The organism is Actinopolymorpha sp. NPDC004070 (genome assembly GCF_040610475.1).
Taxonomy (GTDB): domain Bacteria; phylum Actinomycetota; class Actinomycetes; order Propionibacteriales; family Actinopolymorphaceae; genus Actinopolymorpha.
On record NZ_JBEXMJ010000002.1, the window covers coordinates 538023 to 564527 of the forward strand.

The window sequence follows — 26505 nt, forward strand, 5'->3', positions numbered from 1 at the left end:
TCCCCCCAATCAAGTCTCTCGCCTGGATAATGTCGCCCCCGGACCTCGGTCCCTGTGAGTACCGGAGGGAAACATGCTGGTTCTCACGCTTGATCAGCGCGGCAGCCGCAACGGTGTCGACAAGATCGACGGTTTGCTTGCCCGGTTGCGCGCCAACCCGGCATCGATGCGGTTCGTGCGCGACTTCGAACGCACCGCGGGGGACGAGGTGCAGGGGTTGCTCGACCATCCCGACGACGCGGTCGACGTCGTGCTCGACGTCGTCCGGGCCGGCGACTGGTGGGCGGGAGTGGGAGTGGGATCGGTGCGCGAACCCATCCCGGCGAGCGTGCGCGCGGCCACCGGGCCGGCGTTCATCAACGCCCGGGAGGCGGTGGAGCGGGCGAAGAACACCCCGTCCAGGCTGGCCGTGGTCGGGCCCGACACCCGTACGGCCGCCGAGGCGGAGTCCCTGCTCGCGCTGCTGTCCGCGGTGGTGCAGCGGCGTACGGGACCCGGCTGGGAGGTGGTCGACCTGATCCGGCAGGGGCTCCCGCAGAAGGACATCGCGACCGACCTGAAAATCAGCCCGCAGGCGGTGAGCCAGCGGCTGCGCACTGCCTTGTGGCAGGAGGAGCGCGGGGCCCGGCCACTCGCCGCCAGGCTGCTCACCCAGGCCGACGAGGCTGACCGGGCGGCCCGCGGTACGGCGTCCACCTCCGGTCGCGACTGAAAGGTCCGCAGGGCACCTGAGGAGGCCGCGCACCTGTCAAAGTACGCAGAGCGGCTGTCAGAGTACGGAGAGCACCTACCGACGGGGAAGGGACGAGGTGAGTTCCGGATGAACGTGTGGGGCGATCTGGCACTGGTCGTCCTCGCCCTGCTGGCCGTGGTCGCCGTCGGCTCGTGGGTGCCGACGGTCCACGACCGGGTCGAGCAGCTCCCCTGGTGGCTGGTGGCCTTCGTACCTGCCGGGCTGCTCGGGCTGGCCGGCCTGTTCGCGAGCGGGATGACCGGCGTCCCGTCGCACGAGATCCGGGTCCTCGCCGTCGTGTTGAGTGTCGCGGTGGCGATCTCCGGCGGCGAGCCCGTGACCCACGCGATCCTGCGGGGCGCCGGCGAGTCCGGCATCCCCGACATCACCCGGCCGGTCGCGCCCGCGCCGACGCCGTTGCCGGGGGAGGGCGCTGACGGTGGGACGAGCAGCGGTCCGGCTGCACCGCCGGGGACACCGGGAACACCCGGACCCGACGGGGGAGCGTTCGCAGGGACGGGTGCCCGCTCGTCGCCGTCCGGCGGCGACCCCCTGTCCGGCATGGCCTCCGGGCGGGGCCTGCCCGGCGCCGGCGGACTGCCCGCCGGGGCGCCCGGCGCGGCCCGGAGCATCACCGGGACGGAGACTCCCCGCCGCCCGGGCCGGGTGCGCACCGGCCGCCCCGTACTCCGTGGCGGCGCCTGGATCGGCGTGCTCGAACGCGCCGCGATCGCGAGCTGCCTGCTGGTGGGGTACGGCGAGGGCGTCGCGGTGGTCCTCGCGGTGAAGGGCCTGGGCCGCTACCCCGACCTGCGTGCCTCCGGTGCCGCCGAGCGGTTCATCATCGGCACGTTCGTCAGTCTGCTGTGGGCCGGCGGTGCCGCGGGCATCGGCCTGCTGCTGCGCTGACCGGTTCGCCGACCCCGTTTACGGCGAAGGCCGGGCACGGCAGGATCGAGACCATGCGGGCCCACGGCTACTTCGACGCCGACCACGACGCGTTCCGGGAGTCCTTTCGTACGTTCTGTGCCCGGGAGGTCGTGCCCCGCCAGCCCGGCTGGGACAAGGCCGGCCTGGTCGACCGGGAGGTCTGGCTGGCCGCGGGGCGGCGGGGGTTCCTGGTGCCCGCCGCCGACGAGGCGTACGGCGGGCTCGGCGTCACCGACCTGCGCTACGAGCAGGTGATGATCGAGGAGCTCGCCGCGGTGCACGAGTCCGGCTTCGGGCTCGGCCTGCACAACGGCATCGTCGCGCCGTACTTCCTGCACGCCGCCACCCGCAGCCAGAAGCGGAGGTTCCTCACCCGGGCGATCACCGGCGAGGCCGTGCTGGCGATCGCGATCACCGAACCCGAGGCCGGCTCCGACGCCGCCGCGCTGCGCACCCGGGCCGTGGAGGACGGCGACCACTGGGTGCTGGACGGCGCGAAGACGTTCATCTCCAACGGCATCACCGCCGACATCGTCCTCGTCGCCGCGCGCACCGAACCCGACCGCCGGCACGGCATCGGGCTGTTCGTCGTGGAGAGCGGCACGCCCGGGTTCACCCGGGGCCGCAAGCTCGACAAGCTGGGGTTGCGTACGCAGGACACCGCGGAGTTGTTCTTCGACGGCTGCCGGGTGCCGAAGGAGAACGTGCTCGGCCACCCGGGCGAGGGGTTCGTCCAGCTGACCCGGCAGTTCGCCCAGGAACGCCTGGTGGTCGCGATGAGCGCGGTCGCCGGCGCGGAGGTCGCGCTGCGGGACACGATCGCCTACGTGCGGGAACGCCAGGCGTTCGGCCGGCCGCTGTCGGCGTTCCAGGACACGAGGTTCCGGCTCGCGTCGCTGCGGACCGAGGTGGACGTGGCGCAGGCGTACGTCGACCAGTGCGTGCTGGCCGCCAACGCGGGCGCGCTGGACGCGCCGTCGGCGGCGCAGGCGAAGCTGTTCGCGACCGAGATGCTCGGCCGGGTCGTCGACGACTGCGTGCAGATGCACGGCGGGTACGGCTACATGTGGGAGTACCCCATCTGCCGGGCGTACGCCGACGCGCGCGTGCAGCGCATCTACGCCGGCACCTCGGAGATCATGAAGGAGATCATCGGCCGGGCGATGCTCGACGGGTAGGTGCGCGTCCCGGAGCGCCGCGCGGGAATGATGGGCGGATGAGTGGCCCGCTGAACGGCGTACGCGTCCTGGAGTTCACCAACCTCGCCCCGGTGCCGTTCGCGGCGACCATGCTGGCCGACCTCGGCGCCGACGTGGTGCGGGTGGACCGGCACGACGCGGTGGCCGGCGGACCGGCGCGACCGGGCGATCCGCTGGCGCGCGGGCGGCGCTCGATCGCCCTCGACCTCAAGCACCCGGAGGCGATCGCGGTCGTGCTCCGGTTGGTGGGGTCCGCCGACGTGCTGGTCGAGGGGTTCCGGCCGGGCGTCTGTGAACGCCTCGGGATCGGACCGGACGCCTGCCTGGCCGCCAACCCGCGGCTGGTCTACGCCCGGATCAGCGGGTGGGGTCAGGATGGCCCGGGTGCGAACGAGGCCGGGCACGACCTGGACTACCTCGCCGTGTCCGGGGCGCTGGCGCCGATCGGGCCGGCCGGTGCGCCGCCGACCCCGCCGCTGAACTACGTCGCCGACTTCGCCGGTGGCGGCATGCTCGCCGTCGTCGGCATCCTCGCGGCGCTGTGGGAACGCGAACGCTCCGGCCGCGGCCAGGTCGTGGACGCGGCGATGGTCGAGGGGGCCGCGCTGCTGTCGGCGCAGCTGCACGGACTGCTCGCCGACGGCATGTGGACCGGGCCGCGCGGCGGCAACCTGCTCGACGGCGGCGCACCGTTCTACCGCTGCTACCCCTGCGCGGACGGCCGGTTCGTCGCGGTGGCTGCGCTGGAGCCCCGCTTCTACGCAGCACTCCTCGCCGGGCTGGGGCTGGTCGACGAGGACCTGCCCGGACAGTACGACGAGGCGGGCTGGCCGCTGCTGCACGAGACGTTCGCGGCGGCGCTGGCCACCGGTACGCGGGACGAGTGGGCCGAGCGCTTCGCCGGGACCGACGCCTGTGTGACCCCGGTGCTCGAACCCGCCGAGGCGCCGCACCATCCGCAGGCGGCGGCCCGGCAGTCGTTCGTGGATGTCGGCGGACAGGTCCAGCCCGCCCCCGCTCCCCGGTTGTCGCGGACGCCGAGCGGGGTGCCGGGCGCGGCGCCGGCTCCGGGCGCCCACAGCCGGGAGGTGCTGGCCGGCGCGGGGTTCGGAGAGGCCGAGATCGGTGAGCTGGTCCGCTCCGGCGCGGTCGCCCCCGGGGCCGGGTAGTCGGACGTCCGACCATCCGTTCGGACGTCCGACAAACTGTGGGAGCCGAACGACTTCGGTTGCGCCTAACCGTGGAATCCGACATGGCGCGGTCTGGGAAGGAGGGCAGATCCTGGACGCACAGCTCAGGCGGGCACGCTTGGGACGACCTGGTGCACCCAGGGTTCGGGTGCGTCGAGCGGGCGCTGTCGGTACGTTAGGTGGCACGGCTGTGCGATCGGTCACAGCCGTGCGTGTCGGACGTTGGTCGCGCCCACCGGTGGCGACTGGTCCGAGGCGGCTTGAGCTCCGGCCCGGTGGCGGCGACCCCGCCCACCGATGGACTGAAGGAGTGCACGGTGACTGAAGGCACGTTCGGGGCCCCGGCGGGTGAGCCCGACCTCGTGCAGCTGCTCACGCCCGAGGGCGAGCGCTGCGAGCATCCCGACTACGCGTTCGATCTGGACGACGAGGCCATCAGGGGCTTCTACCGTGACATGGTGCTCACCCGGCGCATCGACGCCGAGGCGATCGCCCTCCAGCGGCAGGGTGAGCTCGGCATCTGGGCGTCGCTGCTCGGCCAGGAGGCCGCACAGATCGGCTCCGGCCGCGCGGTCCGGCAGCAGGACTTCATCTTTCCCACCTACCGCGAGCACGGTGTCGCGTGGTGCCGCGGCGTCGATCCGCTGGCGCTGATCAGCCTGTTCCGTGGCGTCGACCACGGCGGGTGGGACCCGGCCGACGTCAACTTCCACCTCTACACGATCGTCATCGGCGCGCAGACCCTGCACGCGACCGGCTACGCCATGGGCATGCAGCGCGACGGCTGCGTCGGCACCGGCGACCCGGAGCGGGACGCGGCGGTGCTCGCCTACTTCGGTGACGGGGCCAGCGCCCAGGGCGACGTGAACGAGTCGTTCATCTGGTCCGCGGTGTTCAACACCCCGACCGTCTACTTCCTGCAGAACAACCAGTGGGCCATCTCCGCCCCGCAGGAGAGGCAGTCCCGGATCCCGCTCTACCGCCGGGCCGCGGGCTTCGGCTTCCCCGGCGTACGCGTCGACGGCAACGACGTCCTCGCCAGCTACGCCGTCACCAAGGCGGCGTTGCAGCAGGCCCGCGACGGCGGCGGCCCGACGCTGATCGAGGCCTTCACCTACCGCATGGGCGCCCACACCACCACCGACGACCCGACGCGGTACCGCCTGCAGGACGAGCTGGAGCACTGGAAGCTCAAGGACCCGCTGGCCCGGGTCAAGGCGTACCTCACCCGCAACGCCCTGATCGACGACGCGTTCCTGTCCGACCTGGACACCGAGGCCGACGACCTCGCCGCCCACGTCCGCGCCGGCACCCTGGCCATGCCCGAACCCGACCTCGCGGCGACGTTCGACCGGGTGTACGCCGAGATGACACCGGAGCTGCGGGCCCAGCAGGAGTGGTTCCGCGAATACCACGCGTCCTTCCATCCTTCCGGCCAGGCGGCCGACGGCGGCGCACCCCACGCGGAGGTGACCCGATGACCGCGCTCACCCTGGCCAAGAGCCTGAACGCCGGCCTGCGCCGCGCCATGGAGGACGACCCGAAGGTCGTCATCATGGGCGAGGACATCGGCCGGCTCGGCGGCGTCTTCCGGGTCACCGACGGACTCCAGAAGGACTTCGGCGAGGACCGCGTGATCGACACGCCGCTGGCGGAGTCGGGCATCGTCGGCACCGCCATCGGCCTCGCGCTGCGCGGCTACCGGCCGATCTGCGAGATCCAGTTCGACGGGTTCGTCTACCCGGCGTACGACCAGATCGTCAGCCAGGTCGCCAAGATGCGCTTCCGCTCCCAGGGCCGGCTCGCGGTCCCGATGGTGATCCGGATCCCGTTCGGCGGCGGCATCGGCGCGGTCGAGCACCACTCGGAGTCCCCCGAGGCCTACTTCGCCCACACCGCCGGCCTGAAGGTCGTCGCCTGTGCGAGCCCCGGCGACGCGTACTGGATGATCCAACAGTGCGTCGCCAGCGACGACCCGGTGATCTTCCTCGAACCCAAGCGCCGCTACTACGAGAAGGCCGAGGTCGACACCGAGGCCACCGAGGCGCCCTACCCGCTGTTCGCTTCGCGGGTCGTCCGCGACGGCACCGACGCGGTGCTGCTGGCGTACGGGCCGATGGTCAAGACCTGTCTGGAGGCCGCGCAGGCTGCCGCCGAGGAGGGGAAGAACCTCGCCGTCGTCGACCTGCGCACACTTTCGCCGCTCGACCTGGACCCGGTGTATGAGCTGGTACGCCGGACCGGGCGGGTCGTCACCGTGCACGAGGCGCCGATCACCGGTGGCCTGGGCGCCGAGCTCGCCACCCGGATCACCGAGGAGTGCTTCTACTCCCTGCAGGCACCGGTGCGGCGGGTGGGCGGGTTCGACACACCGTACCCACCGGCCCGGGCGGAGGAGGACTTCCTGCCCGACCTGGACCGCATCCTCGACGCGGTCGACCGCGTACTCGCCTACTGAGGGCCCGAACGTACGAAGGGAAGGTCCATGACCGAAGCGCGCGAGTTCCGGCTCCCCGACGTAGGTGAGGGGCTGGTCGAGGCCGAGATCGTGTCCTGGCGGGTCAAGCCGGGCGACGAGGTGAAGGTCAACGACGTCGTGGTCGAGATCGAGACCGCGAAGTCGCTGGTCGAGCTGCCGTGCCCCTACGCCGGGACGATCGCGGAACTGCTGGTGCCGGAGGGCCAGGTCGTTCCCGTCGGTACACCGATCATCCGGGTCGCCGCACCCGGCACCGCCGTCTCCCCGGGACCGTCCGCTCCGAGCGCTCCGGCCGCCGCGGCGGCTCCGGCAGCCTCTGCTCCGCAGGCGGCCGAGGCCGCTGTCGCCGGCTCCTTCGACGTCGCCGCCGGAAGCCCGGGCGCGACCACCGAAGCAGCGGCCGTCGACGAGCAGAAGACCAGCATGCTCGTCGGGTACGGCCCGCGGACGACCTCCGCCCGCCGCCGCCCGCGTACCAGCACCTCGGCACCCGCCCCGACGGCCGCCGCCCCCGCGACTCCTCCGACTCCCGCGCCGCCCCTGCACGTCACGCCCGCGCCGGCTGCTCCCGCACCCGCCCACCCTGGTGTGCTCGCCAAGCCGCCGGTCCGCAAGCTCGCCAAGGACCTCGGCGTGGACCTGACGCAGGTGCCGCCGACCGGGCCGAACGGCACCGTCAGCCGGGCCGACGTGGAGGCCTTCGCCGCCACCGCGGCCTCGGCGGCCGAGCCCGCCGAGGCCGCGGTGGCACCCGCCGCACCCTCCGCCGGCGAGACCCGGATCCCCGTCCGCGGCGTACGCAGGTCCACCGCGCAGGCCGTCACCCAGAGCGCGTTCACCGCCCCCCACGTGACCGAGTGGGTCAGCGTCGACGCCACCGCGACGATGGAGCTGCTGGACCGGCTGCGCGCCCGCCGCGACTTCGCCGACGTCCGGCTGTCCCCGCTGGTCGTGGTGGCCAAGGCGTGCCTGCTCGCGCTGCGGCGTACGCCCGAACTCAACGCGACCTGGGACGAGCCGGCCGGTGAGATCGTCCTCAAGCGCCACGTCAACCTGGGCATCGCCGCCGCCACGCCGCGCGGGCTGATGGTGCCGCACGTCAAGAACGCCGACCGGATGCCGCTGGCCGACCTGGCCCGGTCGCTGACCGAGCTGACCCAGACCGCCCGCGCCGGCAAGACACAGCCCGCGGAGATGCAGGGAACGACGTTCACGATCACCAACGTCGGCGTCTTCGGGGTCGACGGCGGCACCCCGATCCTCAACCCCGGCGAGTCCGGGATCCTCGCCGTCGGCGCGATCCGCAAGCAGCCGTGGGTCGTCGACGACGAGGTGGTCCCGCGCTGGGTGGCCACGCTGTCGCTGTCGTTCGACCACCGCATCGTCGACGGCGAACAGGGCTCGCGTTTCCTGATGGACGTCGCGAGCGTGCTGGAGGACCCCGCGTCCGCCCTGCTGCTCGCGTAAACGGGGTCGCCCGACCAGCGGCTGGGAGTCAGCGGCGGCCGGGGGTGAGCGTGCGCGCGTACAACACGTTCGCCTCCTGGTCGCGCAGCCGTACGGTCAGCTCCCCGCTGTCCCCGGTGATCTCCACCTCGCCGAAGTGCTGCCAGCCCTCCAGCGGCGAGGCGCCCTGACGCGGCGGCGCGTGCACGTACATCGCCTCCGGCCCGAACGTCGCGTCCAGCTTGTTCGGCCCGAACGCGCCGGCGTTCAGCGGCCCGGACACGAACTCCCAGAACGGCGAGAAGTCGGTGAAGCTCGCCCGGTCCGGTGAGTAGTGGTGCGCGGCGGTGTAGTGGACGTCCGCGGTGAGCCAGACGACGTTCTCGACCCGGTGCCGGCGCAGCGTCGACAGCAGGGTGGCGATCTCCAGCTCACGTCCCTTCGGCGCACCGGGGTCGCCCTGGGCGAGGCCCTCCATCGCGGTCGCGCCGTCGGGAACGACCAGGCCGAGCGGCAGGTCATTGGCGACGACCTTCCAGGTGGCGCGCGACCCCAGCAGCCCCTCGGTCAGCCACTTCGTCTGCCGCCAACCGAGTACGCCGCCGTCGGGGACGGTCTCCAGCCCGGGTGTGTTCGGGTCCTTGTAGGTCCGCATGTCCAGGACGAACACGTACAGCAGTGGCCCGTACGACACCTTCCGGTACACCCTGCCCTCGGGGTCGCGGTGCGACGTCCGGATCGGCATCCACTCGAAGAACGCCCGCCGTGCCCGCACGGCCAGCACGTCCACCCGCTTCTCGGTGTAGCGGTCGTCGTCCAGGATCTGGCTCGGGTACCAGTTGTTGTGCACCTCGTGGTCGTCCCACTGGTTGACCTGCGGAACCTCCGCGGCGAACGCGTGCACGTTGCGGTCCAAAAGGTTGTACGCCCACTGGCCGCGGTACTCGTCCAGGGTCTGCGCGACCTTGCTCTTCTCCTCGGTCACGACGTTGCGGTAGACCCGGCGCCGAAACCCTGCCCCACCATGTCGCCCGACCGCAGGAACCGTACGTCCGTGCGGTGCCGCGGGGCGGTGACCGGCCGGCCGGTGAGTGCCTCGCCGACGACGCCGTGCCGGTCGGGGTCCTCGAGGTGGACGCGGTAGAAATGCTCCTGGCCGGACGGCAGGCCGTGCAGGTCGGCCCGTCCGGTGTGGTGGGTCTCCGCTGTGAGCACCGGCCCGGGCACGGTGACCGCCCGGCGGAAGTCCGGCGTACGGGCGACCTCGACCCACATCCGGGCGGTCCGGTCGGCGCGGGCCCACACCACCGCACCGTTCGCGGTCGGGTCACCGCTGGCGATGCCGTGGGTCAGGCGCGGGCGGCCCGAACGCAGGACGCCCGGTGCGAACGTCGATGGCGATCAGCGAACCGCCGGGGATTCCCCGCCGCGGGGTCCGCCGCCGCCGTGAGGCCGCGGGTACGTTGGGTAGTTACCGGACAAACGTGCGTGACCGTGATCAGTGGTACATGTCATGATCGGGGGCAGGCCCACTCGGGAGGTACTCATCGTGCGTCGACGTCGATATACCTGGCTGGCCTTCCTGGCCACGTTGGTTCTCGTGTCCTGGCAGGCCCAGGCCGCACAGGCGGCCACCGGAGTTCCCGACCGTTCCCGGCACTGTGCCGTCGGTATGCCGGCGATGCCGGCCACGCAGTCGGAGACCGGTGCCCATCTCACCAAGCCGAGCAGGATCTCCTGCTTCGGCTCGTTCGCCGAGTCCGTCTCCTACGCCACGGCCGGTCGGGTCCGGCTCGCGCCCGATGCCCGCTCGGTGAGCACCAGGCAGTTGCAGGCCGCGGGCGTCGTCTCCACCCCCGCAGCACTCGCCAGCCAGCCGCTGGTCGGCATCGAGTACGAAGACTCCAACTACGGCGGTGACTCGCTGGTCCTCTACGGATCCAGCGGCTCCGGCTGCTACTCCGGGACGTGGTACGGCTTCCCGAGCATGTCCAGCCTCGGGTTCGACAACCGCATCTCCTCCGCCCGTACGTACTCCAACTGCCTCGGGCGCCACCACGACGGCACCAGCTACACCGGCAGTTACCGCTACTGCGACGGGAGCTGCTCGACGTTCGGCACGATGAACGACCGGACGTCGTCGATCAAGTTCTTCTGAGCCGACCCTCGGACCTTCGGGCCCACCTGCGCCGATCCGGCTGGCCCGATCCGGGAGGTGACCGGGCCGAGCGGGTCACGCCCGGCCCGGTCGAGGGGGCTCGCCGGCCGTGCTGCCGCCCGGGGGCAGCACGGCCGGCTCATCTCGTGGCGCGCGGCAGGCCGAGGCGTTCACAGGTGGAGGGAGGTCCCGGGAACACCCCCGCCACGCCCTTGTCGAGAGTGCACGCCACAAGAGTCGGGACCCGGGTCGACCGGCCCGGCGATGCTGCGGTGGAGCCGCGGTCGCCCGCGGAGACGAGACCGTTTCGCCACGCCTGTCCGCACGCGGCGACCGGGTCGTGGATGGCGACGGTGCCGCCGGCCGAGGCGGCGCTTCCCGCGGGCATCTTCCGTGCGACCGCGACCCGGGTGACGTCGACGCGCGCGGCGTCGACCTTCGGCGCGGAGTAGCACACGACGCTGCTGGTGTTGCTGGGCGGCTTGAACGCGACGTAGGCGGTGGCCGCACCGCCGGCCAGAACCATCGCGAACGCGCTTCCCCCGACGGCGGCACCCTTCCAGGTGCGCCGCCACCACGGGCGGCTGGTGCCGCTCACCTCGGCGACGAGCGCTGCGCGGAGCGTGTCGCGGCGCTCCCGCGGCATCGTGCGTGGGGGCGGAAGGTGGAAGTCGTCGTCAGTCATGGCAGGAGTTCCCCGTTCACGTTGTTCGAGCGCTGCGCCGACAGAGCCCTTCCCGTGGCTCTTCGCCGGGCCCGTCCCTGGACCGCTCCCTGGGCGCCTCCCGGGCTCGAGGTGGGCGCGGGACCCCCCGTTCGTCCCGCGCCCGCCTCGAGCCCGGCAAGCCGGCGTAGGTGTTCGCGGGCGCGGGAGAGCCGGGAGCGCACCGTGCCGACGGGAATCCCGAGGGCGACGGCCGCGTCGGTGTAGCTGAGTCCGGCCCAGACGCACAACGCGAGCACGTCCTGCTCGTCTGGTAGAAGACGGGTGAAGACCTCGAGCACCCGTTGCATGGCGCGTTCGTCGTCGACTCGCGACACCGCGTCGTCGGCGGGGTCGGGAGCGACCACCGCTGCGGGCAGTTTCGCGAGGAGGCGGCGATGACGCCGCAGGCTGCGGTCGCGGTTGCGGACGACGTTGTTGGCCACCGCGAGCAGCCAGGGCAGGATCGACTCTCCGCTGAGCGACACGTCGTGCCGGCGCCGCCACGCTTCCAGGAACACCACCGAGGCGAGGTCCTCCGCCGCTTCCCACGATCCGGTACGCCGGAAGCAGTGGTTGTAGACGGCATCGATGTGGCGCTCGAAGAGCCCACCGAACGCCGACGGGTCGTCGCCCTTGGCGGCCCTGCGCCAAAGTTCCCCGTCGGGCTCGCTGGTGGGCCGGAGTTGATCCACACCCCCTCTATGTCCGGCCCCCGGAAGGGGTTCGCGACTTTTTCGGGGAAGGTTCCGGCCCATGACTGCGCCCGGACGTCAGAGGCTGCGCAGCGAACGCCCGGTCCGGGCGGCGCGGACCAGCAGCGGGCTCGGGCGGTAGCGCCCGCCGGGGTAGGCGCGGGCGAGCGTGCCGAGGACGTCCGCGACTACCTCCGGGCCCACCAGGTCACCCCAGGTCAGCGGGCCGCGCGGGTACCCGGTGCCCAGCCGCATCGCGACGTCGACGTCGGGTGCGCTCGCCTCCCCGCGGGCCACCAGGTCGACGGCCTCGTTGACCAGCATGCACACGGTGCGGGCGACGATCAGGCCGGGCACGTCGTCGATGACGCTGACCGCGAGGCCGGCGGCCTGGAACAACCCGATCGCCTGGTCCAGGGTGCCCGGCTCGCAGCCGTCGCCGGGGGCCAGGCACACGCGCGTCGCGGTCGCCGCGTCACCCACCCAGTCCAGCGTCACCGCGTCCCCATCGAAGGTGGCGGGCTCGCCGGTCGTCTCCAGCACCAGGCCGCCGCCGGGGAGTTCGATGCCGTACGCCGACTCACCCGGCTCGAACTCGCCCGGTCCGGAACGCTGGGCGGCCGGTCCGGTGTCGTACCGCTCCATGCTCACCCCGGCCGCGGCGATCCGGTCGAGCAGACCGAAGCAGGCCGTGAACCCGCCGTGGTAGGTCACCTGGTCCGGCGGCGTTCGCGGCTCCGCCGTCCGCGGCCCGGGAGGCTCGGCGTCCCCGCCGTACTCGTACCACCCGCGCCCGGTCTTGCGGCCCAGCCAGCCGGCGTCGACGACCTGCTGCTGGGCGACGAACGGCGCGTAGCGTGGGTCGCCGAACGTCTGCTCCCACACCGACCGTCCGACCGCGAGGTTGACGTCGTTGCCCACCAGGTCGGCGAGGGTGAACGGGCCCATCGGGAAGCCGGCCGCCTCGGTGAGTACGGCGTCGATGGTGGCGCAGTCGGCCCCGCCCTCCTCCAGCACCTGCATCGCCTCGCCGTAGAACGGCCGGGCCACCCGGTTGGCGACGAACCCGGGCGTCGACGCGCACCGCACCGGCGTCTTGCCCCAGGCGGTGGCGGTGTCGGCGACGGTCTGTGCGACCTCCGGGTCGGTCGCCGCGCCCGCGGGCACCTCCACCAGGGCCATCAGCGGGGCGGGGTTGAAGAAGTGCATGCCGGTGACCCGGCCCGGGCGGTGCAGCCCGGCGGCGATCGCGGTCACCGACAGCGTCGAGGTGTTGGTGGCCAGGATCGTGTCGTCGGCGCAGACCTTCTCCAGGGTGCCGAACACCTCTCGCTTGACCGGGAGGTGCTCGACCACGGCCTCGACCACCAGGCCGCTCGGGGCGAGGTCGGTCAGTGAGGCGACCGCGGTCAGCCGGCCGCGTGCGGCGTCGGCGGCGGCGGGATCGAGCCGGCCCTTTTCCACCAGTCGGTCCAGCCGGGCCAGGATCTGGGCGACGCCGCGGTCGGCCGCGCCGTCCTGCGCGTCGTACAACCGCACCTCGTGGCCCGCGACCAGGGCGACCTGGGCGATGCCGGCGCCCATCGTCCCGGAGCCCACGACACCGACCGGAGTGGAAACAGGAAGTCCCGCCATGGCCCCATCCTGGCGTACGGGCCCCGCGGGTGCACTCGTACCGTGGACGGCCCGCGGCGCGGCGTCCAGGAGCGGCTCCGTCCCCCGATGTCGTCCACAGCCCGCGCGACAGCCGGGTTGTCCACAGCCGCCGTTCGGCGAGGGTTGTGGACGCGGTAGCCGGTGTTCTCATCGGCGGGTCGTTCGTGGAGAACCTCCCCCGAGCAGAGGACCGGGCGGCGACGTCCTGGCGCTGCTCGGCCCCAGGCTCCGCTTGCTCCAGCAGCGCATGCACGGGGGACCGGCATGAGTCCCACCCGGCGCCGGAACGGGTCCGCGCAATGCGTGCCGGGGATGCCGCCGAGCGCCTACGCTGACGCCGTGGATGCCGACACTCTCGACCAGGCCGTTGCCGCCATCCGTACGCGCGGCTACTTCTCCGCGTTCCCCGAGTCCCCGAGCCCTCGGATCTACGGACCGGACGCGGCCGTGGAGGGGCAGCGGGCGTTCGAGGCGTGGCAGGACCGGGAGTTCCCGGTCGGCACGCCGGGCTCGGACGGCACGGTGGCCAACGAGAAATCGCCTTTCGGCATCCCGCTGGACGTGCGCTACCCCAAGGTCGACGCCGCCGGACTGGACGGCCTGCTCGCCGCTGCCCGGGCCGGGATGGCCCAGTGGCGCGACGCCGGACCCGACACCCGGGTCGAAGTGACGCTGGAGATCCTGCAGCGGCTGCACCGGCGGGTCTTCGAGCTCGCGAACGCGGTGATGGCGACCACCGGCCAGGCGTTCGTGATGGCCTTCCAGGCCGGAGGGACGCACGCGCTGGACCGGGCGCTGGAGGCCGTCGCGTTCGCGCACACCGAGATGACCCGGCACCCGGCGACCATGGTGTGGGAACGCCCGGCCAAGGGCGACCCGGTGCGGGTGGAGAAGACGTTCACCGTGGTTCCGCGCGGGGTGGCGGTGGTGATCGGCTGTACGACGTTCCCCACCTGGAACTCCTACCCCGGCCTGTTCGCGTCTTTGGTCACCGGCAACCCGGTCGTGGTGAAGCCGCATCCGCGTGCGGTGCTGCCCCTGGCGATCACCGTCCAGGTCTGCCAGGAGGTGCTGGCCGAGCGGGGCTTCGACCCGCACCTGGTCACTCTCGCCGCCGAGGCCGAGGGCACCGGCCTGGCCATGGACCTCGCCACCCGTCCGGAGGTGCGGATCGTCGACTTCACCGGGTCGGGAGAGTTCGGCGGCTGGCTGGAGTCGCACGCCACCCAGGCGCTCGTCTTCACCGAGAAGTCCGGCGTCAACCCGGTGGTGATCGACTCCACTGACTCCTTCCGCGGACTCACCGCCAACCTCGCGTTCACCCTGTCGCTGTACTCCGGGCAGATGTGTACGACCTCGCAGAACATCTACGTCCCGGCAGGTGGGATCGAGACCGACGAGGGGCACAAGAGCTTCGCCGACGTCGGTGCGGGCCTGGCGGCGGCGGTCGACAAGTTGCTCGCCGACGAGGCCCGGGCGGTCGAGCTCCTCGGCGCTATCGTCAACGACGACGTGCTCGGCCGGGTGGACCGGGCCGCGGACCTCGGCGAGGTGGTGCTGGAGCCGCGGCCGCTGAACCACCCCTCGCTCAAGAACGCGGTGGTCCGTACCCCCGCGATCGTGGCGGTCGACGCGGGTGACCCCAGCGGTGCCGACGCTGCCGGTGACCGGCCGTACACCCGTGAGTGCTTCGGCCCGGTGACGTTCCTGGTCCGTACGGCCGACACCGGCCAGTCGCTGGATCTCGTACGCCGCCTCGGCCACGAGCGGGGCGCGATGACCGCGGCGGTCTACTCCACCTCCGAGTCGGTTCTGGACGCCGCCCGGGAGGTCGCGCTGGACGTGGGCGTGGCACTGTCTGAAAACCTCACCGGCGGGGTGTACGTCAACCAGTCCGCGGCGTTCAGCGACTACCACGGCACCGGCGCCAACCCGGCGGCCAACGCCGCGTACGTCGACGCGGCCTACGTGACCGGCCGGTTCCGGATCGTGCAGAGCCGGCGGCCAGCCCCGTCCTGACCCGGCCTGAACCTGCAGGACGCCGGCCACCGCCGGGAAATGGTCCGGTCGAGCGGCCGTCCATTGGCCAGGCGTGGCCACAGCGTATTGCGGCCCGCCGCCGTAGAGTGAACGCCGTGCCCGGTGCGCTGACGTGCGGCGGGCGCACGGATGTGTCCAGACTTGTGGAGCGGAGCTCACCATGGAAAAGCGGCGGCTCGGACGACTCGAACACCAGAGCAGCGTCCTCATCTACGGCGCGGCCTCTCTGGCCGAGGTGACCCAGGACGTCGCCGACGCGTCCATCCAGGAGGCGCTGGACGCGGGCATCAACCACTTCGACACGGCGGCGAGCTACGGCGACGCCGAGCTGCGGCTGGGCCCGTGGATGCCGCGCATTCGCGACCAGATCTTCCTCGCCACCAAGACCGGTGAGCGGGAGCGCGAGGCGGCGTGGGCGTCGATCAACGCCTCGCTGGAACGCCTGCAGACCGACCGGCTCGACCTGATCCAGCTGCACGCGGTCGGTGACCGCGAGGAGCTGGACAAGGCGACCGGCACCGGCGGCGCGCTGGAGGCGGCGATCAGGGCGCGCGACGAGGGCCTGGTCTCGCACATCGGGATCACAGGCCACGGCCACGAGGCGCCGGCCACGCACCGCGAGGCGCTGCGCAGGTTCCCGTTCGACACGGTGCTCACCCCGCTCAACTACGCCCTCGGCCGCGACGAGACCTACTACAACGCGTGGCAGGAGCTGGCGGCCGAGACCCAGCGGGTGGACGCCGGTCTGATGATCATCAAGACGGTCGCCCGGCGCACCTGGACCGAGGACGACCACCGTTACACCACGTGGTACGAGCCGCTGGACGAGCAGAGCAACGTCACCGCCGCGCTGGCGTGGGTGCTCTCCCACCCGCAGATCACCGGCATCGCGACGCCGGGTGAGGTGCGGCTGCTGTCCAAGCTCGTCCAGGGCGAGAAGGACCGCTCCGCGCTGAGCGCCGAGCAGATCTCCGCGCAGCTGGACAAGGTCGACGCGTACGCCTCGCCGTTCGTGTCGATGCCGATCTGACGACGTGATCGCGAGCGGGGCAGCCCCTCGAGGGCCTGCCCCGCTCAAGGTCCGGTAGCCGGAGCCGCGTGCGGGCCGGACCCTAGTCGCAGGTGCCGGGGTCGGTGATCTCCAGCTTGCCGACGGCGCTCTGCAGCAGGTCGGTCGTCCTGCCGACGGCGTCCTCGGAGGCGTCGGAGGCCGGGGCGTAGGTGATCTTGACGACCTCGCTCCGCTCGTCGGGGAAGGCCTGCGCGAACCGCCATTCGGTGCCGCGCTGCACACTCAGCCTGCCGACGACCTGGTTGTCGGTGTCGCGTTGCAGGGTCACACCGTCGGTGCCGCGCACGACCGCGCGCAGGTCCTCCTGGGACTGCTGCGCCCGCTCCCCGGTGTAGTACCTACCGGACACGCTCACCTCGCCACCGCCGTCGTCGGCGGGCACGGTGTAGGTCGCGCCACCCGCCGCCTCCTTCGCCGTCCACGACGTCGGGACCGCGAACTCGAGCGTCGCGCAGGTCACCAGCACGGTGCCGGGCGGGCGCGACTCCTGCTTCCCCGTGGCCGTGGGGTCCGGTGAGGGAGTCTCGGTCGACGCCGGTGGTCCGCCCGGCTCGGGCGTGCGGCTCGGCGGCGCCTTCGGCGGGCGTTCGGCCAGACTCACCGGCTGCACCCCGGGGGCACCGCATCCGGCGAGGAGCGCACCGGCGGCGACCAGCACGAACCAACCCGCTCTCCCGGCTCGCGACATCGGCGCGCACCTCTTCCCGTCCGACTTCTCGTTGGGCTTCACGTTCGACTTCACGGTTCGGCTTCCCGCCCGACCGTCACCCGGAGGTCCGAGCCGGCGTCGTGCTCGATCCAGCTTGATTAGGCTCCATCGGCTTGATCGGCTCGGCGGGACCAACGGGCACTGTAGTCCGCCGGACCTGCCGGCCGAGGACGCGTGGGCCACGGCCTGTGGACAGCGTGGTTCCTGTGGACAAACCGTGCCGGACTCACCTGCCGGACCTCTATCGTGAGGACTCGCTGACGGTGGCCGGGGAGTCGGGACATGGCACGACGTGGTGTGGCGGGGGAGTCGAGCACGCGCGTGGCGCGCGCGATCGTGAAGAGGCTGGAGAAGATGTCCGGCCGACGGGTCCGCGTTCATCACGTCGACCCCTCCGACGTGCGCGTCAACCGCCACCTGCCGGGCCACACGCCGGGCCGTCGTACGACAGCGTCCGAGGCGCCGAACACCTCGCGCGGGTGGGAACCGAACACGATCTACCGCGTCCATGACCCGGAGACCAAGCTCAGCGCGGTCTACCAGACCGACCGGTACGGCCGGGTCTCGAGGGTGGAGGGCCGGCTGGTCAGGACCAAGAACGTCCGTGACCCCGACCAGCAGGTCTGGTCCGGCGGCCGGCACCGGCGTCAGTCCGGAAACCCACAGGGGTACGACACCGACGCCGGCGGCCACATCATCGCCCGCGAACTGGGCGGCTCGGGAGCGGGCATCAACACCCTGCCGCAGAGCTGGCGGGAGAACAGCTACGGCCAGTGGCGCAACATGGAGCGCAGGCTGAAGACCCTGGTCGACGGCGAGAACGACGTCGACCTGAAGGTCGTCCCGAAGTACCCCGGCGGCAATGGCGAGCGCCCGGACTGGTTCAAGGTGGAGTACACCGTGACGCCGAGGGACGGCAGCCCGCCCTATACGGTCACGGAGGTAATCTCCAACCGCAGCAAGCCGAAGTAGGGACCCAGGCGATGGTGGATCAGGCACGTCAGCAGGAGCTCCTGCAGGCGATCGGACAGGCACTCTTCGACGAGTTGCCCGACGACTTCGCCTCCGCGCGGGTGGTCTGCTCGATGGTCGGGGACCAGGCGAGGTTCGACGTCGGGTACACCGACGGGTCCGGGCGGCAGTCCTCGACCGCGATGCCCGACGATCTCTACGAGTTGTTCCGGGACCTGCGGGACGCGACGTACGAGCCGGGCAAGGGCGCGTGGTACGTCGCCAGGTTCGAGCTCGCCGCCGACGGGCGGTTCAGCATCGACTTCGACTACGACAGCGAGCCCACCGTGGCGTCGGCGACCGAGGACGACTTCCGCGAGGACCTCGAGCGTTATCCGCGGGAGCCGGACCTGGTTCCCCCGTGGTACGCCCGGCGCACCTGACGCGGCACCGGCGTCCCGCGTCCCGCACGTCGCGGGCTCACGGGATAGGTTCCGCTCATGCGGATACGTGCCCCTGAGCTGGTCGGACGTGGCGGCTGGCTGAACACCGGCGGACGGCAGTACGAGCTGGCCGACTTCCGGGGCCGCTTCCTGCTGCTGGACTTCTGGACCTTCTGCTGTGTGAACTGCCTGCACGTCCTGGACGAGCTGCGGCCGCTGGAGGAGAAGTACTCCGACGTCCTGGTCGTGGTGGGCGTGCACTCGCCGAAGTTCGCCCACGAGGCGGAGGAGGCGGCCGTCCGGTCCGCGATCGAGCGGTACGCCGTCCGCCATCCGGTCCTCGACGACCCCGACCTGACCACCTGGCAGGCCTACACCGCGCGGGCCTGGCCGACGCTCACCCTGGTCGATCCCGAGGGGTACGTCGTCGCGCAGTACTCCGGCGAGGGCCACGCGCACGCGCTGGACGCCCTGCTGGCCGAACTCGTCCCCGCCCACGACGCCCGGGCGACCCTGCGTCGGGACTCCTCGCCGTACGTCCCGCCGCCCCCGCCGGACACCGCGCTGCGCTTCCCGGCCAAGGCGGTGCCGCTGCCCGACGGCAACCTGCTGGTGGCCGACGCGGGCGCGCACAGCCTGGCCGTGCTGGCGCCCGACCTGGAGACCGTCGTCCGCAGGATCGGGACCGGTGATCGAGGCTTCCTCGACGGCGGCCCGGGTGAGGCGGCCTTCCGGGAGCCGAACGGCCTGTGTCTCCTCCCGCCCGACGTCGCCGCGTCCGCGGGATACGACGTGGTGGTCGCCGACACCGCCAACCACGCCCTGCGCGGCGTACGGCTGTCGACCGGTCAGGTGCACACCCTGGCCGGCAACGGCCTGCAGTGGATGCGCGGTGACGGGGTTGGCGCGTTGTCCAGTCCCTGGGACGTGGCGTGGTACGCCGGCCAGGTGTGGGTGGCGATGGCCGGCATCCACCAGCTGTGGACGTTCGACCCGGCGACCCGGGAGGCGCGTCCGGTAGCGGGGACGACCAACGAGGGCCTGGCCGACGGTCCGCTGCCGGAGGCGTGGTTCGCCCAGACGTCCGGGCTCGCGGTCTCCGGTGACGGGCGCCGGCTGTGGCTGGCCGACGCCGAGACCTCCGCCCTGCGCTACGTCGAGGACGGCGAGGATGGCGAGGTGCACACGGTGGTGGGCACCGGCCTGTTCGACTTCGGCCTGCGGGACGGCCCGGCCGACCAGGCGTTGCTGCAGCACCCGCTCGGCGTGACGGTACTGCCCGACGACTCGGTCGCGGTCCTCGACACCTACAACGGCGCGGTCCGCCGCTACGACCCCGCGGCGAACACCGTGACCACCCTGCTCACGGGTCTGGTCGAGCCGAGCGGCGCCGTCGTCGACGGGGACACGCTGGTCGTGGTGGAGTCGGCCGCGCACCGCGTGGCGAGGTTCCCGCTCGGCGGGCAGGTGCGGCCCGTACGCGAGTTCGCCCACCAGACCCAGCGCCCGGTGACGACGATCGCGCCCGGCGAGGTGGAGCTGCTGGTGGAGTTCGAGCCGCCGCCGGGGCAGAAGCTGGACGACACGGCCGGTCCGGCGACCCGGCTGTACGTGTCGGCGACCCCGCCGGCGTTCCTGCGCGAGGGCGAGGGCAGCGGCACCGAGCTCGCCCGGCGGCTGGTCCTGGACGCCGCCGTAGGGGATGGCGTCCTGCACGTGGCGGCCACGGCGGCCAGCTGCGACGTGGACGCCGACCACCCGATGTGCCACATCCACCAGCAGGACTGGGGCGTGCCGATCCGGCTGGCCGAAGGTGCCGGGACGACCCTGTCGCTCGTGCTCGGGGGCAGCGTCGAGGACTGAGCCCGGCCCTGCTCCGGCCCTGCTCAGGCTCAGGCTTCGGGCGTGCGCTCGGGAGCGGTTCCGGCGAGCCGGGTCAGCTCGTCGAGTGCGGATTCGAACAACGGCTCGGGATCGCCTCCGATGTGGGCCAGATGCCCGAACGTCTCCAGCGAGATCAGGCCGTACACCCGTACCCAGCACTGCAGCAGGGTGGAGATCGCGGCCACCGGAAGCGAGTCGACGGTCACGCCGGCCGCCCGGGCGCGGGTGAGCACCTCGTCGCGGTAGCCGGTGAGGCTGGTACGCAGGGCCGCGGGCAGGGTCTCGTCGGCGGGCACGTCGAACGACCGTGCGGCCCACAGTCTCAGCATCGTCTCCTCGAACACCCAGGCCAGGTCGTGGACGGCCGCGATCACCTCGGCCTCCACGCCGCCGTCGTTGTCCCCTGTGGTGTAGGCGGCGCCGGTGGTGTCGGTGGCGCCGGCTGGCGTTCCGGTGTGGAGCGTGAGCTGGTTGAGGTGGTCGGCCGGGTGCGCGAAGAGCAGCGCGAACTCCGCGCGGTGGTCCAGCGACCAGCGGCGGAACGCCCGGCAGATGCCGACCGCCTGGTCCAGCGGCTCGGGGCCGAGGGAGGCTCGATAGTCGCGCAGGGCCGCGCTGACCTCGTGCGCGACCGACGCGCAGCCCAGGTCGAGCAGGCCGGTGCGTCCCTGCGGTGCGTAGCGGTAGAGGGCGGGCGGGGTGACCCCCAGCCGGGCCGCGACCGCCGCCATGGTCACCGCGGGCTGTCCCTCGGCGACCACCAGTTCGCGGACGGCGGCGCCGATGTCGGCGAGGAGCTCCCGCCGCCGCAGTTCCCGGCGGCTCGGCCGGACGTCCGACGCGGCCGGGGCCGCCGGGGCTGGGGCCGTCTGGTGAGCGGACGGGGACGGACGGGGACCACGCGCCGATGTGGCCGCTCTCATGTCGTTGGTCACCTCGTCCTTCGTTACGATCCTTTAGCAAGTTTAGGATCGTCACATTTTCCGCATTCCGGAGGTATCCATGCTCGCACGCTGGGCAGGGCTGGTCGTGCGCCGCCGCTGGTGGGTTCTTTCGGTGGCGGCGGCCCTCGCGGTGCTCGCCGGAGTCGCGTCGACGACGCTCACCGGCCGGCTCGACCAGGGCGGGTACGACGTGCCCGGCAGCGAGTCCGTGCGCGCGAACTCCGCCGTGGCCAGGACGCTCGGCGGCCACGGCGTGGACGCCCTGGCCGTCTACACGGTGCCCGCGGGCCGGTCGATGCGCGACCCCGCGACCGTCCGCGCCGTCCAGCGGAAGGTCGCCGGCCTGCCCGCCGCCAAGGTGGCCGGTGCGACCGGCTGGTGGCAGCAGCCGGCGCAGCTGTCCCGCGACGGGCGTACCGCCGCGGTGGGCATCCGGCTGAAGACCACCGCCAAGGGTGACCAGCTGGCCGACTGGGAGGCCGTGCAGCGAGAGCTCGACGGTCAGAGCGGCGCGACGTACGGCGTGCGGGGCCTGACCGTGCGGTTCAGCGGCTGGGCGGCGATGGGCGTTGCGGTCAACGCACAGACCGAGAGCGACCTGAAGCGGGCCGAACTCGTGTCGTTCCCCGTCCTGATGGTCCTGCTCGTGGTGGTCTTCGGCGGCTTGGTCGCGGCCGGCCTGCCACTCGTGGTGGGCGGGATCGGCATCGTCGGCGCGCTCGGCGTGCTGTGGGTGCTCTCGGCGTTCACCGACGTGTCGGTGTTCGCGATGAACATCGTGACGCTGCTGGGCCTCGGCCTGGCCATCGACTACGGGTTGTTCATGGTCAGCCGGTTCCGGGAGGAGTTGCACGCCGGGACGACTGCGGCGGGTGCCGATCGAAGCGGCGGCAGGGAGGCCGACCGGGAACGCGTCCGGGCCGCGCTGGCGGTGGCGATGCGCACCTCCGGCCGCACCGTCCTGGTGTCCGGCCTCACCGTGGCCGCGGCGCTGTCGGGGCTGCTGGTGTTCCCGCAGGGGATGCTGCGCTCGATCGGGCTGGGCGGGATCGCGGCGGTCATCGTCGCGGCGCTGTCCGCGGTCACCGTGCTCCCCGCGCTGCTCGCCGTGCTGGGCTACCGGGTCGACGCGCTGGCGGTCCCGTGGGGGCGGAACCGACGCGCCGGCCGCCCCCGGAGCACCGGCCGGCATGCGCGGTCGGCGGTCCGGACCGAGCGCGGCTGGGGCCGCATCGGCCGGGTGGTGATGCGGCAACCCGCGCTGGTGGCGGTGGTCGTGATCGGCGCCCTGCTGCTCGCGGGTACGCCGTTCCTGCGCGCGGAGTACGGCGAGGTGGACGCCTCGGTGCTGCCCAGGGGCAACCCGGTGCGTACCGCCACCGAACAGGTCCGCGACCGGCTGCCGGCCGCGTCCACCGACGCCGCCCAGGTGGTCCTCGTCGGCGCGAACGGAAGGGCGCCGGGGCAGCAGGCGGTGCGGGAGTTCTCCGCCGACATCTCCGCGGTGCCCGGCATGGGGCAGGTGGCGCCGCTCGGGGGCAAGGGTGACCGGGTGGTGCTCGCCGCGCAGGTCGACGGCGACCCGCAGGGCGAGGCCGCGCAGGATGCCGTACGGAAAGTACGCGACCTCGGGCCGCCGGCGGGTGTGGACGAGGTGCTGGTCGGCGGCCCCACCGCGTCGCTGGTCGACTCGCTGCAGGCCATCGGCGACCGGTTGCCGTGGATGCTCGCGGTGCTCGCGGGCGCGGTGCTGGTGCTGTTGTTCCTGGCGTTCGGCTCGGGCGTCGTACCCGTCAAGGCGGTTCTGCTGTCCGGACTGTCCCTCACCGCGTCCTTCGGCGCCGTGGTGTGGATCTTCCAGGAAGGGCACCTGACCGGCCTGCTGAACACCGAGGCCGGCCCGATCGACGCCTCCATCCCGGTGCTGATGCTGGCCGTGCTGTTCGGGCTGTCCACCGACTACGAGCTGTTCCTGCTGTCCCGGATCGCCGAGGCCTACCGGTCGGGTGCGTCGGCGAAGGAGGCGGTGGTGATCGGCCTCGGGCGCACCGGCGGGCTGATCAGTGCCGCCGCCCTGTTGCTGGCGGTGGTGGTCGGGGCGTTCGCGCTGAGCGGGCTGAAGTTCATGAAGCTGATCGGCCTCGGCATGCTGATCGCGATCGCCGTGGACGCCACGATCGTGCGCGGGCTGCTGGTGCCGGCGGTGCTCGCGCTGCTCGGCGGTGCCGCCTGGTGGGCGCCCCGCCCGCTGGCGCGGCTGGCTCACCGGCTGGCGCTGGAGGGGCCGTCGGAGCCGGGCCCGGACGGCCCGGAGCCTGATCCGACGCCTGACTCGGAGACCGGCCCCGAGGCCGACCGGGAAAGGGCTGCTACCTTCTGACCGGATGGGCCCAACCGGTCAGCTGGTGGGGCAGTCGGAGAGCATGGGAGTGGGATGGATCGGACCGAGCGCGTGCTGGTCGCCGCAGCCGAGCTGTTCGTGCGGTTCGGGGTGGCCAAGACGACCGTGGACGAGATCGCCCGGGCCGCCGGCATCTCCAAGGGCGCGATCTACCTGGAGTTCCAGAGCAAGGACGCCCTGGTCGAGGCACTGGTCCGGCACGAGCTGCGGGCCTATCTCGGAGCCGCCGCCACGCGCGTCCAGGCCGATGAGCAGGGCGGCCGGCTCTCCCGGATCTACCACCACTGCACCGCCGAACTCCTCGACCGGCCCTTCCTGCGGGCGCTCTACACCCGCGACGTCGAGGTGCTGGGCACCCGCCTGCGCCGCAACCCGCCCAGCCCGAGCGGCCCGCGGCTGGCACTCAGCGAGGCGTTCGTGGAACGCCTGCGGTCGGCCGGCCTGGTGCGCGCCGAGGTCGACCCGGCGGTGCTCGGCCACCTGATGGGTGTGATCTCGCTGGGCATGATCATGATCGGCCCGGTCCGCGCCGGAGCCGAGACCGGTCCCGCGCTTCTCGGCCAGACCCTCGACCTCGTTGCGGACATGTTCGCCGCGACCGTCGACACCCCACCCGGCGAGGGCGACGTGGCGGCCGGCAAGCAGGCGTTCCTCGACCTGTTGGGCCAGATCGGCGACACCCTGGACGTGGAGAAGGTGACCGCATGACCGCGCCGCTGCTCGTCGTCGACGGGCTCCGCCACGCCTACGGCGCACACACGGTCCTGGACGCGGTGTCGTTCACGGTGAACGCCGGCTCCGCGCTCGCCGTGGTGGGCCGCAACGGCACCGGCAAGAGCACGCTCCTGCGCTGCCTCACCGGCGCGGAGAAACCCACCGGCGGCACGGTGACCTTCGACGGGGCGACGTACGAGGAGACCTCCGCCGACATCCGCCGCGACGTGGCCACCGTCTTCGACGACATCGACTTCTTCCCCGATCTCACCGTCGCCGAGCACCTCGACCTGCTGGCCCGCGCCCACGGCGTGCCGGATCCCGAGGACGCGGTCGACGACACCCTGCGCGAACTCGGGATCGACGGCACCACCCGGCAGTTCCCCAGCACGCTGTCGTCGGGCCAGCGGCACCGGCTCGCGCTGGCCACCGCGTTCGTCCGGCCGCGCCGGCTCCTGGTGCTCGACGAACCCGAGCAGCGGCTGGACGTCGAGGGACGGCAGTGGCTCGCCGAGAAGCTGCGGTGCGATCTGGCCGCCGGGGTGGCCGTGGTGTTCGCCAGCCACTCACCGGACCTGATCAGGGCCGTCGCCACGGACACCCTGCGCGTCGGCGGCGACGCGTGACCGCCAGGGTGGGCGCGCCGTCGACTCCCGGCCGGCCGGTCACCGTGCCGACGGCGCGGAGCCTGCGGCGGGAGATCCGGCAACGCCGCCGCGACCACTCCAACCGCACGCTCGGGCAGGCGCTGGACCAGCTCTACCTGTGGCTGTTCGCGGTGCTCATGGTGGGGTCGATGGCCGGTACGACCCTGTCCCGGGCCTGGCTGGAGATCGCCCGCTGCTCCGGGCCGGGCTGCGTGGACGCCCGGCTGGTGCTGCCGCTGCCGCTGGGTGCGGCGGTGCTGGCGCTCGCGGTGCGGACGCTGGTCGCACTGGGACCGCTGGTGGCCAGCCGGGCGTCGGGGACTTTCCTGCTGGGTACGCCGGTCGACCGGCGCGGGCTGCTGCTCCGGCCGGCGGCCGCGCTGCTGGCGGGCGCGATCGTTCTCGGGGCCGGGCTGGCGTCCGTCCTCGTGCTGCTCACCTCCAGCCACCCCGCCGCGGTCGGCGCGGGTGCCCTGGCCGGCGCGGGTGTCGGCGTGGTGGCGGTGGCGGCGTCGATCCTCGTCCAGGGAACGCCGAAGGTACGCCGGGCGCTGGGCATCGGCTGCGACGTGGTGGTGGTCGCCACCCTGGCCGTCGTACCCCTGCTGCTCTTCGACCGGGCCGTGTGGTCGACGGCCTGGGCGCGGCCGGGTCCGCTGGTCGCGTGCGCTGTGGTGGCGGGGGTCGCTGCCCTCTTACTGGTGGTCACCGTCGTCCGCCGGGTCGGCCGGCTGCCACGCCGGGACCTCGTCGCCGGAGGCGAACTCCTGTCCGGGCTGGCCGGTGCGGCGGCCTCGCTGGACACCTCGATGGTGTCCGACCTGCTGGTCGCCCGGAGGTTCCGGCAGCGCGGCGCCGGGCGTGTCCTGCGCGGACACGGGAGCGGTCTGGTCGCGGTCGCCGTACGGGAGGCGCAGCGGTCCCTGCGGTCGCCCCAGCGGCTGGCGCTCGCCGTGGGTCTGCTGGCGGTGCCGTACGCCGTCGACCGGATCGGCGTACCCACGCTCACCCCCATCCTCGCCGTGGTGGTCGGGTATCTCGCGCTGCGCCCGCTTGGCGGCGGCCTGCACGTCGTCGCGCGGTCGGCCGGGCTGCGGCGCGCCTTCCCGGTCACCGACCGGCCGCTGCGGATGGCGTTCGCGGCACCCCTGGTTGCGGCCGCCGTCCTGTGGGCGCTGGCCGCGCTGCCCGCTGTCGCCGGGAACTCCATGCTCGTCTTCGGGTTCTCCGCACCAGAACCCGCCGCGGTCACCTGGCTCGCGCTCGCCGCGACGATCGCCGCCGGTGGGATCCGTTCGGTGACCCGGCAGCGGGTCAGCTACGACGGCCCGCTCATCTCCACCCCGGCCGGCGCGCTCCCGGCGGGCTTCGTGGCGCAGATCTTCCGCGGACCGGACTTCGCCCTGGTCGGTGTCGTGCCGCTCGTCTTCGGGCTGCCGTGGGTGCTTGCCCTCGGCCTGCCGCTGGCCCTGCTGGCGTTCGCGGCGTACCGCGGCTGACCGTCACCCCGC

Annotated in this window: 24 protein-coding genes; 17 read left to right on the forward strand and 7 right to left on the reverse strand. The window is 72.8% G+C overall.

Annotated elements, in window-relative coordinates:
* Nucleotides 1–73 precede the first annotated feature (73 nt).
* From ABZV93_RS05960 to ABZV93_RS05990, 7 genes are all read left to right on the forward strand, one after another.
* Nucleotides 74–712: a hypothetical protein gene (locus ABZV93_RS05960; protein ID WP_354931065.1), complete on the forward strand. Its 639-nt coding sequence runs from the start codon at nt 74–76 to the stop codon at nt 710–712.
* 108 nt (nt 713–820) lie between these two features.
* Nucleotides 821–1642, forward strand: a complete 822-nt coding sequence (locus ABZV93_RS05965) for a hypothetical protein (protein WP_354931068.1) — start codon at nt 821–823, stop codon at nt 1640–1642.
* 53 nt (nt 1643–1695) lie between these two features.
* Nucleotides 1696–2841, forward strand: a complete 1146-nt coding sequence (locus ABZV93_RS05970; protein ID WP_354931071.1) for an acyl-CoA dehydrogenase family protein — start codon at nt 1696–1698, stop codon at nt 2839–2841.
* 38 nt (nt 2842–2879) lie between these two features.
* Nucleotides 2880–4031 carry a CaiB/BaiF CoA-transferase family protein gene (locus ABZV93_RS05975; RefSeq protein WP_354931074.1) on the forward strand — a complete coding sequence of 384 codons (1152 nt, stop codon included), beginning with the start codon at nt 2880–2882 and terminating at the stop codon, nt 4029–4031.
* A 338-nt stretch (nt 4032–4369) separates the two neighbouring features.
* Nucleotides 4370–5533: a pyruvate dehydrogenase (acetyl-transferring) E1 component subunit alpha gene (pdhA, locus tag ABZV93_RS05980; RefSeq protein ID WP_354931077.1), complete on the forward strand. Its 1164-nt coding sequence runs from the start codon at nt 4370–4372 to the stop codon at nt 5531–5533.
* On the forward strand, nt 5530–6510 hold the full coding sequence (locus ABZV93_RS05985; protein ID WP_354931079.1) for an alpha-ketoacid dehydrogenase subunit beta: 981 nt from the start codon (nt 5530–5532) through the stop codon (nt 6508–6510). Before pdhA ends, ABZV93_RS05985 begins: the two co-directional genes overlap by 4 nt.
* 27 nt (nt 6511–6537) lie before the next feature.
* The gene (locus ABZV93_RS05990) at nt 6538–7998 is read left to right on the forward strand and encodes a dihydrolipoamide acetyltransferase family protein (protein ID WP_354931082.1); all 1461 of its coding nucleotides are present in this window, start codon (nt 6538–6540) and stop codon (nt 7996–7998) included.
* Between the two features lie 28 nt (nt 7999–8026).
* Here ABZV93_RS05990 and ABZV93_RS05995 read toward each other — a convergent pair whose 3' ends face one another.
* Together ABZV93_RS05995 and ABZV93_RS06000 are read right to left on the reverse strand one after the other, a co-directional pair.
* Nucleotides 8027–8962 (reverse strand): alkaline phosphatase D family protein, encoded by a 936-nt coding sequence (locus tag ABZV93_RS05995; RefSeq protein WP_354931084.1) that lies wholly within the window; start codon nt 8960–8962, stop codon nt 8027–8029.
* Nucleotides 8959–9282, reverse strand: a complete 324-nt coding sequence (locus ABZV93_RS06000; protein ID WP_354931086.1) for a PhoD-like phosphatase N-terminal domain-containing protein — start codon at nt 9280–9282, stop codon at nt 8959–8961. The genes ABZV93_RS05995 and ABZV93_RS06000 overlap by 4 nt, the downstream gene beginning before the upstream one ends.
* Nucleotides 9283–9526: 244 nt before the next feature.
* Here ABZV93_RS06000 and ABZV93_RS06005 point away from each other — a divergent pair, with 244 nt between their 5' ends.
* Nucleotides 9527–10135: a hypothetical protein gene (locus tag ABZV93_RS06005; protein WP_354931088.1), complete on the forward strand. Its 609-nt coding sequence runs from the start codon at nt 9527–9529 to the stop codon at nt 10133–10135.
* A gap of 139 nt (nt 10136–10274) precedes the next feature.
* Here ABZV93_RS06005 and ABZV93_RS06010 read toward each other — a convergent pair whose 3' ends face one another.
* The 3 genes from ABZV93_RS06010 to ABZV93_RS06020 all read right to left on the reverse strand — a co-directional run bounded on the left by ABZV93_RS06010 (nt 10275) and on the right by ABZV93_RS06020 (nt 13168).
* Complete coding sequence (locus tag ABZV93_RS06010) at nt 10275–10820, reverse strand: hypothetical protein (RefSeq protein ID WP_354931091.1); 546 nt, start codon at nt 10818–10820, stop codon at nt 10275–10277.
* Complete coding sequence (locus tag ABZV93_RS06015) at nt 10817–11533, reverse strand: RNA polymerase sigma factor (RefSeq protein WP_354931094.1); 717 nt, start codon at nt 11531–11533, stop codon at nt 10817–10819. Before ABZV93_RS06015 ends, ABZV93_RS06010 begins: the two co-directional genes overlap by 4 nt.
* Before the next feature lie 78 nt (nt 11534–11611).
* The gene (locus ABZV93_RS06020) at nt 11612–13168 is read right to left on the reverse strand and encodes a 3-hydroxyacyl-CoA dehydrogenase (RefSeq protein WP_354931096.1); all 1557 of its coding nucleotides are present in this window, start codon (nt 13166–13168) and stop codon (nt 11612–11614) included.
* 360 nt (nt 13169–13528) lie between these two features.
* Between ABZV93_RS06020 and paaN the strand changes: the two genes are divergently transcribed.
* Entirely contained in the window at nt 13529–15208 is a 1680-nt protein-coding gene (paaN, locus tag ABZV93_RS06025; protein WP_354931099.1) for a phenylacetic acid degradation protein PaaN, read from the forward strand.
* A gap of 181 nt (nt 15209–15389) precedes the next feature.
* Nucleotides 15390–16259 carry an aldo/keto reductase gene (locus ABZV93_RS06030; RefSeq protein ID WP_354931102.1) on the forward strand — a complete coding sequence of 290 codons (870 nt, stop codon included), beginning with the start codon at nt 15390–15392 and terminating at the stop codon, nt 16257–16259.
* Nucleotides 16260–16341: 82 nt separating this feature from the next.
* On the opposite strand, the gene ABZV93_RS06035 is transcribed toward ABZV93_RS06030, so the two are convergent.
* Nucleotides 16342–16989 (reverse strand): hypothetical protein, encoded by a 648-nt coding sequence (locus ABZV93_RS06035; protein ID WP_354931105.1) that lies wholly within the window; start codon nt 16987–16989, stop codon nt 16342–16344.
* 303 nt (nt 16990–17292) lie between these two features.
* Between ABZV93_RS06035 and ABZV93_RS06040 the strand changes: the two genes are divergently transcribed.
* From ABZV93_RS06040 to ABZV93_RS06050, 3 genes are read left to right on the forward strand one after another with little or no spacing between them, the layout of a single operon-like run.
* Nucleotides 17293–17982, forward strand: coding sequence for a DNA/RNA non-specific endonuclease (locus tag ABZV93_RS06040; RefSeq protein ID WP_354931108.1), 690 nt, complete (start codon nt 17293–17295; stop codon nt 17980–17982).
* Nucleotides 17983–17993: 11 nt separating this feature from the next.
* Entirely contained in the window at nt 17994–18404 is a 411-nt protein-coding gene (locus ABZV93_RS06045) for an immunity protein YezG family protein (protein WP_354931111.1), read from the forward strand.
* Nucleotides 18405–18461: 57 nt separating this feature from the next.
* Entirely contained in the window at nt 18462–20267 is a 1806-nt protein-coding gene (locus tag ABZV93_RS06050; RefSeq protein WP_354931114.1) for an NHL domain-containing thioredoxin family protein, read from the forward strand.
* A 29-nt stretch (nt 20268–20296) separates the two neighbouring features.
* On the opposite strand, the gene ABZV93_RS06055 is transcribed toward ABZV93_RS06050, so the two are convergent.
* Nucleotides 20297–21211, reverse strand: coding sequence for a TetR/AcrR family transcriptional regulator (locus ABZV93_RS06055; protein WP_354931117.1), 915 nt, complete (start codon nt 21209–21211; stop codon nt 20297–20299).
* 79 nt (nt 21212–21290) lie between these two features.
* Here ABZV93_RS06055 and ABZV93_RS06060 point away from each other — a divergent pair, with 79 nt between their 5' ends.
* Genes ABZV93_RS06060 through ABZV93_RS06075 form a run of 4 tightly spaced genes read left to right on the forward strand, consistent with a single transcriptional unit; the run spans nt 21291 to nt 26493 of the window.
* The gene (locus tag ABZV93_RS06060) at nt 21291–23612 is read left to right on the forward strand and encodes an MMPL family transporter (RefSeq protein ID WP_354931119.1); all 2322 of its coding nucleotides are present in this window, start codon (nt 21291–21293) and stop codon (nt 23610–23612) included.
* Nucleotides 23613–23666: 54 nt separating this feature from the next.
* Nucleotides 23667–24341, forward strand: coding sequence for a helix-turn-helix domain-containing protein (locus ABZV93_RS06065; RefSeq protein ID WP_354931122.1), 675 nt, complete (start codon nt 23667–23669; stop codon nt 24339–24341).
* Entirely contained in the window at nt 24338–24973 is a 636-nt protein-coding gene (locus ABZV93_RS06070) for an ABC transporter ATP-binding protein (RefSeq protein ID WP_354931125.1), read from the forward strand. Before ABZV93_RS06065 ends, ABZV93_RS06070 begins: the two co-directional genes overlap by 4 nt.
* Nucleotides 24970–26493 carry a DUF6297 family protein gene (locus ABZV93_RS06075; protein ID WP_354931128.1) on the forward strand — a complete coding sequence of 508 codons (1524 nt, stop codon included), beginning with the start codon at nt 24970–24972 and terminating at the stop codon, nt 26491–26493. The genes ABZV93_RS06070 and ABZV93_RS06075 overlap by 4 nt, the downstream gene beginning before the upstream one ends.
* The last annotated feature ends 12 nt before the right edge of the window (nt 26494–26505 follow it).